The organism is Rheinheimera riviphila (assembly GCF_004005945.1).
Classification (GTDB): Bacteria; Pseudomonadota; Gammaproteobacteria; order Enterobacterales; family Alteromonadaceae; genus Pararheinheimera; species Pararheinheimera riviphila.
This window is the reverse complement of sequence record NZ_SACS01000028.1, coordinates 35,627-46,242: the sequence shown is the minus strand read 5'-3', so window position 1 is coordinate 46,242 and position 10,616 is coordinate 35,627. Positions and strand designations below refer to the sequence as shown.

6 protein-coding genes are annotated in these 10,616 nt (G+C 52.0%); all 6 read right to left on the bottom strand.

Annotated features, from left to right (window positions below; translation table 11 throughout):
• Positions 1 to 126: 126 nt before the first annotated feature.
• Positions 127 to 960: a PhzF family phenazine biosynthesis protein gene (locus EOE67_RS18575; protein ID WP_127700839.1), complete on the bottom strand. Its 834-nt coding sequence runs from the start codon at positions 958 to 960 to the stop codon at positions 127 to 129.
• 48 nt (positions 961 to 1,008) lie between these two features.
• Positions 1,009 to 2,355 (bottom strand): CDP-diacylglycerol--serine O-phosphatidyltransferase, encoded by a 1,347-nt coding sequence (gene pssA, locus EOE67_RS18570; RefSeq protein WP_127700837.1) that lies wholly within the window; start codon positions 2,353 to 2,355, stop codon positions 1,009 to 1,011.
• Positions 2,356 to 2,578: 223 nt separating this feature from the next.
• Positions 2,579 to 4,018 (bottom strand): metalloprotease TldD, encoded by a 1,440-nt coding sequence (gene tldD, locus EOE67_RS18565; RefSeq protein WP_127700851.1) that lies wholly within the window; start codon positions 4,016 to 4,018, stop codon positions 2,579 to 2,581.
• Between the two features lie 38 nt (positions 4,019 to 4,056).
• A complete protein-coding gene (locus EOE67_RS18560; RefSeq protein ID WP_127700835.1) occupies positions 4,057 to 4,929 on the bottom strand; it encodes a carbon-nitrogen hydrolase family protein in 873 nt (290 codons plus the stop codon).
• Positions 4,926 to 9,149, bottom strand: coding sequence for a YhdP family protein (locus EOE67_RS18555; protein ID WP_127700833.1), 4,224 nt, complete (start codon positions 9,147 to 9,149; stop codon positions 4,926 to 4,928). The genes EOE67_RS18560 and EOE67_RS18555 overlap by 4 nt, the downstream gene beginning before the upstream one ends.
• Positions 9,149 to 10,615 carry a ribonuclease G gene (gene rng, locus EOE67_RS18550; RefSeq protein WP_127700831.1) on the bottom strand — a complete coding sequence of 489 codons (1,467 nt, stop codon included), beginning with the start codon at positions 10,613 to 10,615 and terminating at the stop codon, positions 9,149 to 9,151. Before rng ends, EOE67_RS18555 begins: the two co-directional genes overlap by 1 nt.
• Position 10,616 lies beyond the last annotated feature (1 nt).

Here is a 10,616-nt window from a genome sequence, read left to right as displayed (position 1 = left end):
GGCGCTACTCACCGCGTTAGCGGTAGTACGCCGTATGGTGCTACTCACAGCGATAGCGGTAGTACGCCGCATGGTGTTACTCACCGCGACAGCGGTAGTACGCCGCATGGCGCCATCGGTATAACACTAACCAACCTCAATTTCGCCCTTGAGATACAACACCACTTGCCCAGATACCAACACCCGCTCACCGCTGATTTCCAACCGAAGCACACCACCGCGTGTGGATGCCTGATAAGCCAATAACTGGTTTTTACCTAAGTGCCCCGCCCAATACGGCGCTAAACCGGCATGGATGGAGCCGGTGACCGGATCTTCGTCGCCGCCGTTGGCAGGCCAAAAGTAGCGGCCGATAAAATCGTATTGGCTCGCCTGATGTTCGACATCTTGCCCAGCAGGAACAAAACCCGCACCCGGCGCGGTGACGACCACATCCCAGGGCCCGAGCTGTTTTAACTGCTGCATATCCGGCGTTAACGCAACGACTGTGGCGGCATCAGCATAAATGGCAAACCAGGCCTGATCACTACGTAACACTTGCAGCGGCGCGGCACCAAGCCCTTGCAATAAAGCGGGCGGAACTTCGGAAACTGGTAAAGCCAGCCGTTTGGGGAAACTCATTTGCAGCCAATCGCCGGTTCTGCTGACAGTAAGATCGCCGACAGCACCGGTACTAAAACGAATTTCCGGCAGTTCCGGCTGCAGCATAAAAATCACATAGGCCGAAGCCAGCGTAGCATGGCCACAAAAATCGATTTCGGTCAGCGGTGAAAACCAACGGATGTGATAGTGGCCTGGCGCCAGTTCCAGCAAGAATGCAGTTTCGGATAGGTTATTTTCCTGGGCAATTTGCAGCATTAGCGCATCGTCCAGCCAGCTTGCTAACGGCACCACTGCAGCCGCATTGCCGCGAAATCGTTGGTTGGTAAACGCATCGACCTGATATAAAGCTAACCGCATTGCTGACTCCCTGCTCCCGACTTCCAACCACTAGCAACAAACAACTGACTAAATCAGCCGTTTCACCACCAAAGCCACACCAACCCCTTTGATTTTCCCCAGCAATTTTCTGACTTGCTCCGGATAATCCCGCACCATCTCAATTTCGGTAAAATGGTCAACTTTTTTGGTGTTGGCAAAAATTTGGGTTTGCTCGACCTGCAACTGCGCTTGCAATTGGCCCAGCTCATCATCAACCAGAATGCCATTTTCAAAATCCAGCGCAAAAGCCCGTGGGTTAAAATTGTGGCCGGTAAATAAATGGCGGCGGCCATCGACCGACAAACCTTTCAGGTGATAGCTGTTGTCGGCATGACGCCACAGCCGGATATTCAGCAATCCGTCGTCGATAAAGTTTTGATTTGATTTCACAAATTTACGCAAAATCGTTTCGTATAAATACGGTAACCCACCGATGCGGCTAAATTTCTGCCCAGGCGGGATATAAAAATCGTTGGCGGTTTTATCTCCGACCACAATCGTCACTTTCACGCCGCGCTTTAAACATTTACGCAGCGCCTTGGCCAAAATCGGTGGTGGATTAAAATACGGCGTGTAAATCAACACATCCCGTTCTGCCATGGCGAGCAGCGCCAGAATACTTTGATTCAACTGATTATTCAGCCGTCCCATGCCCATCAGTAACGAAGCGGTCAACGCGCCGCCCTGCCCCTGATGCGCCAACGGATAACGACTCAGTCTGGCTTGTTTCAGCCAGCTGCGGTGAGTAGCTTTATACGCCTGCGCTATCTGCTGCTCATCGGCCAGCAGACTTTGCACCACTTCCACGTCCCCCAACACTTGTTGATGACCGGCAGCAAAGGCATCGGCCAGCGCTTTATTGTCAATTTGCAGATAACGGTCGGCGCGATAGCGTTGTTGTTCGGCCAGATAGATATTGTTCAGCGAAGCACCGCTATAAAACAGCGTATCGTCAAACACAAAACCTTTTAAATGCAGCACGCCAAACAGCTCGCGCTTTTTCACCGGCACGCCAAAAATTTGAATTTGTTCCGGATATTCCGCGGCGATAGCGCGGTAAAAATCGGCATTGGTGCGACCGCCAGCCTGGCCAATCAGGCCACGACGGGCGCGATGAAAATCTACATAAACAATCACTTGCAGCGCTGGATTTTGCTGTTTGGCCACATAAAGCGCCCGCAGAATTTGTTCACCGGCTTCGTCCGCCTGTAAATACAGCGCCGTGATGATGATGCGTTGCCGGGCTGTGGCAATCAGACTTAACAGCCGCTCTTTATATTCCGTCGCGTGACACAACACCTGCACCGCAGGCGCTTCAATCACAGTTCGGGGTAAGGCCGCTAACCGGCGTTTGTTCAGCAGATTTTGTAACATAAGTCAGTTCAGTTCTCGTGGTAGGTTCAGCCTAAGGGTGGCTGGCAGCGAGATGCATAAAGTCTCAGCGTTTTTATAGTCGGGCTATTATGTGCGAATTAGCTGGTTTAGGCAAAACTTGGCGGCAGATGCCGTGGTGCGGGGGTTTAGCGGGTTGGATGTTAATTGTGGGTCGGAGTCAATTGTTAACAATTGACCCTGCCCCCCTAATTAACAATTGAGATTAAGCCGTACCACCTACCGTCATGCCATCGAGCTTTAACGTGGGCTGGCCAACGCCGACCGGCAGGCTTTGGCCTTGTTTGCCGCAGACGCCAACACCGGTATCCAGCGCTAAGTCGTTGCCGACCATCGATACTTGTTGCATCGCTTCTGGGCCGTTGCCGATAAGTGTTGCGCCTTTGATCGGCGTGGTGATTTTGCCATCTTCAATCAGATACGCTTCTGAGGCCGAGAACACAAACTTGCCGCTGGTGATATCGACCTGGCCACCACCAAAGTTCGGCGCATAAATGCCTTTTTTCACCGAAGCGATAATTTCTTCCGGCGCGTAATCGCCAGCCAGCATATAAGTGTTGGTCATCCGCGGCATCGGTAAATGGGCGAAAGATTCGCGACGGCCGTTGCCGGTCGGCGCTACATTCATCAACATCGCGTTGTGCTTGTCCTGAATGTAACCTTTGAGAATACCTTTTTCGATCAATACGTTGTGCTGACTGACCGTGCCTTCATCGTCGATATTTAACGAGCCACGGCGATGCATCAGCGTACCGTCATCGACAATGGTGCAATATTTCGATGCCACTTGCTCGCCAATCCGCCCCGAGAATGTCGAAGCGCCTTTGCGGTTAAAATCACCTTCCAGACCATGACCAACCGCTTCGTGCAACAACACGCCGGGCCAGCCCGAGCCTAACACCACCGGCATCATGCCTGCTGGTGCGTCGACCGCGATTAAATTTACTTGCGCCTGACGCACTGCTTCACGGGCATAACCCATCCAGCGTGGTTCGCCATTGACCAATTCAGAGAAAAAGCTGTAATCGGTACGACCACCACCACCAGCGCTCCCACGTTCGCGGCGGCCGTTATCATTTAAAAGTGCCGAACAGTTCAGCCGCACTAACGGCCGTATATCTGAAGCAAAAGTACCATCGCTAGCCGCGACCAACACTTCTTCATAGACACCGGACAAGCTCACCATCACCTGCTCGGCTTTGGCATCGAGGCTGCGGATAAAGGCTTCCATCTGATGCAATAACGCTACTTTGTCGGTGTTATCCAAGCTTTGCAGCGGCTCGCATGGCAGGTAAATCTGGCTATTGCCGGTTTTTTTAAAGGCTTGCACCTGACCTTGCTGACCGGCAGCGGCAATCCCACGCGCCGCACTGGCGGCTTGTTGCAACGCAGCGGCCGAAATATCATCGGCATAAGCAAAACCGGTTTTTTCACCGCTGATCGCCCGCACGCCCACACCACGTTCGATATTAAAAGAGCCTTCTTTCACCAAGCCATCTTCCAATACCCAGGACTCATGCACGCTGGACTGGAAATATAAATCAGCGTAATCAAGCTGATGCTGGAATAAATAACTCAAAGTCTGGTTTAAATCAGCGGAAGTTAAATCGCTGGCGCTGATCAGGTTTTGCTCAACAGTTTTCATCGTTAAAGCATTTGGGGTGGGGTTATTCAGCGTGCTGGTCATAAAAACTCACTTAAAAAACGGTTATGGTGCAAAAGCGGCATCCGCTCGCGTAATTCGCTGGCCTGCATCAGATCGATGTCGGCGTAAATCAACCCTGGCGCGGTACCGGCATCGGCTAAAATCCGGCCCCAGGGGTCAATAATTAAACTATGGCCATATGTTTCACGGCCATTCTGGTGACGACCGGTTTGCGCCGGCGCTATCACAAAACTCTGGGTTTCAATGGCACGTGCTCGCAGCAGTGTATGCCAATGCGCGTCGCCCGTCACTGTGGTAAAGGCCGAAGGCAACGCCAGCACGTTCATACCACGCCTGGCCAAGGCCTGAAATAAACCAGGAAAGCGCATGTCGTAACACACAGCCATGCCCAACTTCAGTTCTTGGTCAGCACCAAGCTCAGCGAGCGTGATTTTTTTACCCGGCATGGTTCTCGCCGATTCCAGATACTGACCAGTGCCGTCGCTAATCAGCGCATCAAATAAATGGATTTTCTGATAATCGGCAATTAATTCGCCTTGTGGCGAGAACAATAAACTACTGGCAGCAAAGCGTTTTGGATCGGAAGTGGTCGTCGGAAAAGTCCCCACCAGCAGATAAATACCAAACTTTTTGGCTAAAGCACTGAGCTGAAACTGCACCGGCTGTGCGGTTTCATCCTGCAAACCTAGTGGTTCCTGTAGCTGCAAATTCGCATCTTCGCCACCGGCAAAACATAAAGCGCCTTCCGGTAACACCACCAGCTGCGGGCGTTGATCACTATTATCCGGCAATTGCCCCAGCAACTGCGCAATGGCAGCGAGATTAGTCGCGACGTCCGGCTGGCTGTTCAGTTGCAGGGCGATCAAACGCCAGGGTTGTTGCTGGATCATGGCTGGCTCCTGCTATTCACGACTGAAAATGCTGCGTGATCAATTGGCTTTGCTGCTTCTTCAATCGGCTTCGCAACTTCTTCAATCGGCTTCGCCTTTGGGTCTACCGGCTTTTCCGTATCATCTATCGGCTTAGCCTCAGGGTAAATCCGATCCACCGGCAATTCATCCTGGCGCAGTGGAATAGGTTTATCCGGCGCGGCTGGGTCGACTGTTGGCGGAACTAAAGGCACTACACCCGCTGGCATTTGTGCTTCTGGCAAAGGTGCTTTGGGCAACGGCACCTTTTTACTGTCGCGTTTCACTTCAGTCACCACCGGGTTATCTAAATCGCCGGTCACGGTAAAGTTGATTTTCGAAATCACCTCCGCTGACTGGAACATTTCATCCAGCGCATAAGCGGCGACACCAGAAACCGGATTGACCATCCAGGCCAAAATCACCGGAATACTGGAGGTGACTTTGGGGCTGAAATTCATCTGGTAATCAAGTTGTTTGGCTTTTAAATCGGCAATGCCTTGCATCTCGATATCACCGGCCGCGCCAAGCACCTGGGCGTTGCGGGTTTGGGAAACACCATCGGTCAGCTGCATATCACCGGTCATTTTGCTAAAGAAAAAGCCTTTCGAAAACACATCGCGAAAATCCAGTCGCAACTTTCTGATCAGCGAATCCAAGCTTAACAACGAAAATATCCGCGCGCCGCCATCACTGACCTCTGACAAGGATCCATCGCCCAATAACCAATTCACATTGCCGTTTAACGTCTGCCAGTTGAATTGAAACGGTGCGCCTTGCCACTGTAAATCTTTGAATTTAATCGTGGCTTTGCCACCACTTAAACTGCTGCTGACATCGTATTCACTCAGCAACTGGCCAAATGCCGGGCTGGTCAAAGTGCCGGTCAGTGTGGTCTGGCCTAAAGCGTCATCAGCCTGCCACTGGCCACTGACGTTCCAACGATGCCCTTGGTAGACACTGCTAAATTCGGTCAGCTGCCAGCTGGCGCCATCACTTGTGCTGCGAAGCTGCACTTTCCCCAGTTGAAAATGACCGATGGTGCACTTGGCACAGCTGACATTTAACGGCGGCAAATCACCGAGCCAGGGCATCGGCTGCAAAGCAGCAAAAGCTTCGGCTTCCAGTTTGGCGTAATCGGGTTTTTCGGTATTGTCCGGATCCAGCAATAACTGCGCTTTTAGCTCTGCCGCCGCCAGCTCTTCCGCTTGTTGATCGGCAAACACCAGCTGCAGCCGTTCTAATTGCGCTTTGATACCCTGCTGCGCTAAATCATGAAACAGCTGCAGATCACCGGCCGCTTCGACGGCGTCAAGGCGCATTGACCAGTGATCGGTCTGGGGCTGCAGAGTTAAAGTGGCATCATGCAAGGATACATCGTCGAACAAATGCAGCGCAGCAACTTTGGCCCGGATCTGCTGCAGCGGCGGGAATACCGCATTTTCTGCCGGGCCAGGTGCCGTCATCTGGCTTTGTACCAGGCTCAACCAGGGCACAAAGTCGGCTTGGGGTAAATCGAGTTCAATCTGAAAACCATCGGCAAGCTGCGCACTTGGCTGGCCTAAACTCAGTAGCGCCTGACTAATCAGGCCGGTTTCCTGATTTAACCGGGCCAGAAAACGCAGTTGGTCACCGTATTTTAACTGCAAATCAGAACCTTGTTGATCGCCCTTTGCTTCGAGTAACACGGTGGCGCCATCAGCAGCAGTTTTACCATAAGGGGCCGGTAACTTCAGCTCGGCGGCGGCTAAATCAATCAGCACGGTCGACTGATAGTTAAAACCGTTGTCTGGTAATTGGATAGAAAGCTGCCAGTCAAAGTTAGCATTACCCTGCCCTAATTCGCGCCAGTCTTCACTAATGAGCCCAAGTAATTGATCAGTGCCATGTTCACCTTTGGCCTGCAATTCCACCTGATAGTGGCCTGGCTGTTGTTCACCTTTCAGTGTCGCCAAAAGCGGCACGCCATAACTCACTAGCTTTAATTGCTCGGCGTTGATTTTATCGTTGATAAAACTAAGCCGCCCTTCCAACTGCTCTACCGCAACTGCTGGCGCTTTAATATTGAGGTTATTGGCAAAAAAGTCGACGTCGCCACGGGCAATCACCGGATCTTTTTTGGCCTTAGCTTCCGCTTCGCCGTCAGCAACTTCGCTATCAGCGACCTCAACAGCTGCAACTTCAACAGCTTGCGGCTTATCTTTCAGGCTGATTTGCAGCTGCACTTTAGCATCCACGAGCCCATCAACACCAAGATAATCCAGCGTCGCGCCCACTGAATCGCTGAGCGGCGATGCCAGCATTAAGCCGGTGACTAACTCAGCGCGGGTTTGAGTTTTGATATCAATCCATAAATCGTCGGCTTGAAATAAATCCGGGATCGATGCCGTGACGCCATCCTGCAACGGCACGTCAAACAGCGTCCCAGCCTGGCTTTGAATTAACATACCGGCGTTTTCAAACAACAATTCCGCTTTCATGCCACTAATGCTAGGCCAGTTCGGGTCAAAGCTAAAACCGGCATCATCAACCAGCGCCAACGCCTGAAACTTGCCTTGACCAGCGCGATAGGGGAAATCAGCAAACTGGCCTTGCCACAACACCCGCGCCGACGGCACCGTACCGCTGAGTAACGCTGGCGTCAGATAATCAATCACCGATTTTGGCATATGGCGGGTTGGGAAATAATGCTGCGCGTCGGTGACCGGTACCTGGCGCAATTCGCCGAGTAAGGTCATGCCAGGCTTGTCACCAAAATTCAGTACCAGCTCTGCGTCTAATTGCAGCGCCGGATGACGCAGTGCCAGCCGCGGAATTTGCAGACGCCATTGGCCGTCCTGCTGCACCACTTCGAGTTGGCCGGATAAGGTTTGATATGCGGTATCACGGCTGAACGCGTCGCCCCAGCGCAGCGCACCGTCCTGGCCGAGCAAATCCAGCCGGATATAGTCGCGGCTGGCGCTAAAGCGGCCGGTCAGATTTTGTAGCCCCGGCACATCACCGACCGGCACCGAGGATAAATCAATAAAATCGCCGCTGAGGTACCAATCTTGCTCAGACAAGCGCAGTGCCATTTGCGTCAACCTGGCATCGGCTTTAAATGCCAAAATGGATTGCAGCGCTTGCGAATCTTCAGCCAGTAATTGCGCTAACGGCACCATCGCTGCCAGCTGGAATTGTTGTAGCGCGCCGCTGTACACCCCTTGTTGACTGGATAACTGCAATTGCAAATCGTTGAAACTCTGGCCGCCACTACTCAGGGTCAGTGCCGACGAATTCAGCGCCCAACCGGCGTCATTCGGCCGCCATAACAATTGACCTTGCCCCAGTGTCAGTTGCCGGGTTTTACCCCCTTGTTGCCAGACCAAGCGGTTTTGCGCCAGTGCGATTTGAATTTGTTGCAAGGTACCGTTGGCAATATCGCCCCAGGCTTGAAAGTTAATGTCAGCACGTTCCAGCTTTTTACTTTGCGGTACCAGCGTTTCAAACCAGGGCAATACATCCAATTCCTGACTGGATAAATACAACTGGCCTTTGCTTTTTGCTAATGAATCGCCATGTAAATCAATGATAAAGGCACTGGTATTGGTGGTAATGCCGGCAATCGCCACTTCACCGGAACCCTGATGGCGCGAGCCTTCATTGCGCCAGGCCAGTTTGGAAATTCGGATCACAATATCGGGGGTGTATTGGCTTTGCAGCGTCAGTTCACTGTCGACCAGGGTGAAGTTTTTCAGTTGTTGAAACAGCAGTTGCTCAACGGCCGAGAGCAAAGGTTCGGCATCTTGATTGGCAGTGTCGTTGCTTTGCAGCAGTTGCCGGCTATCGAGCTGATATTTCAGGCCACTGAGTTCAAAGTGTTCGGCTTTGAGTTGTAAACTTCGCAGGCTACCCCAGAAGTCAATCCGCACCCGGGTTTCGGCCACTTGCAGCAGCGCTTCGCCTTGCTCGTTTTTGACTTCCACCTGCTGCAGCAATAACGCCGGACCGGTGCTTTGCCAGCCGGCACTCAGTTGGCCAATCTGCACTTTAGCGCCGTAGTTCTCAGCGATGAGATGTTCGATATTGGATTTATAACCTTGTGCATAAGGCAAGCCGAACCGCAGCAAAGTCACCACAGTTGCGAGGATCACAATACTGACCGCCAGCAGCAGCCAGGTTTTGTGCAGGCAGAAGTACCAGGCCCGCTTCAGCTTTTGCACTACATCATCACCACATCAAATTGTTCCTGCGTGTATTGCGGCTCAATCACCACACTGATTTGCTTGCCGATAAACACTTCCAGCTCCGCCATACTATGGTATTCGTCGTTGATTAACGCATCCTTGACGGCAGGCGAAGCGTACACGGTAAACTTATCCGCGGCATAAGCCCGGTTGACCCTGACAATTTCGCGCAGAATTTCAAAACAGACGGTTTCAACGGTTTTTAAAGTGCCGCGGCCAGCACACACCACACATTCGGTACAGAGTACATGCTCCAGACTTTCGCGGGTGCGTTTACGGGTCATTTCGACTAAACCCAGCGCCGAAAAGCCATGAATATTGGTTTTGGTTTTATCCCGCGCCAGCGCCACTTCCAGGCTGTGTAACACCCGTTTTTGATGTTCGCTGCTTTGCATGTCGATAAAATCGATAATGATAATACCGCCTAAATTACGCAGTCGAAGCTGCCGGGCAATGGCTTGGGTGGCTTCGGTGTTGGTATTAAAAATGGTTTCTTCGAGATTGCGATGACCGACAAAAGCGCCGGTGTTAACGTCGATGGTGGTCATGGCTTCGGTCTGATCGATGATCAGATAGCCGCCGCTTTTGAGCGGTACTTTACGATCCAGCGCCCGCTGAATTTCGTTTTCCACATCAAACAAATCAAATACCGGCCGTTCGCCCGGATAATATTCCAGCTTGGCAGTCATTTCCGGTACAAATTCTTCGGTAAAAGCGTGCAGCGCCTGATAGGTCAGTTTGGAATCGATGCGTACACGCTCTAAATCGCTGCCGACAAAATCGCGCAGAATACGAAAGGCCAGGGTTAAATCTTCATACAACATTGCTTCTTTGCGATGTTTTTGCCGGCGTTTTTGAATTTTGGTCCAGAGCTTTTTCAAAAAACGCGCGTCTTGTTCCAGCTCGATTTCACAAGCGCCATCAGCGGCGGTGCGGATGATAAATCCGCCATTTTCATCATCCAGGCAACGGCTGACGATATCTTTTAAGCGCTGGCGCTCTTCTGCGCTTTCAATGCGCTGCGACACGCCGACATGTGGCGAACCCGGCATAAAAACTAAATAACGTGACGGCAGGGTGATATCGGTGGTCAGTCTGGCGCCTTTGGTACCGAGCGGGTCTTTCACCACCTGTACCAATAAAAACTGGCCTTCGTGCACCAGCAAGCGGATGTCTTTCACCGCACTGACTTTCACTTCGATGTCGTTGGCATCCCGCTGGACGATGTCGGACGCATGTAAAAAAGCCGCTTTATCCAGACCAATGTCGACAAAAGCGGCTTGCATCCCTGGCAATACCCGGCTGATCTTGCCGATGTAGATATTGCCGACCAACCCATGTTTGGCCTGGCGCTCAATATGGACTTCCTGCAAGACACCATTTTCAATCAGCGCGACCCGGGTTTCGCTTGGGGTGACGTTCAGCAGTAATTCGGCACTCATA

Bases quoted from the DNA above. Each gene is read 5' to 3' on its own strand.
- pssA (WP_127700837.1), bottom strand. From the start codon at position 2,355: ATGTTACAAAATCTGCTGAACAAACGCCGGTTAGCGGCCTTACCCCGA.
- rng (WP_127700831.1), bottom strand. From the start codon at position 10,615: ATGAGTGCCGAATTACTGCTGAACGTCACCCCAAGCGAAACCCGGGTC.
- EOE67_RS18575 (WP_127700839.1), bottom strand. From the start codon at position 960: ATGCGGTTAGCTTTATATCAGGTCGATGCGTTTACCAACCAACGATTT.
- tldD (WP_127700851.1), bottom strand. From the start codon at position 4,018: ATGAAAACTGTTGAGCAAAACCTGATCAGCGCCAGCGATTTAACTTCC.
- EOE67_RS18560 (WP_127700835.1), bottom strand. From the start codon at position 4,929: ATGATCCAGCAACAACCCTGGCGTTTGATCGCCCTGCAACTGAACAGC.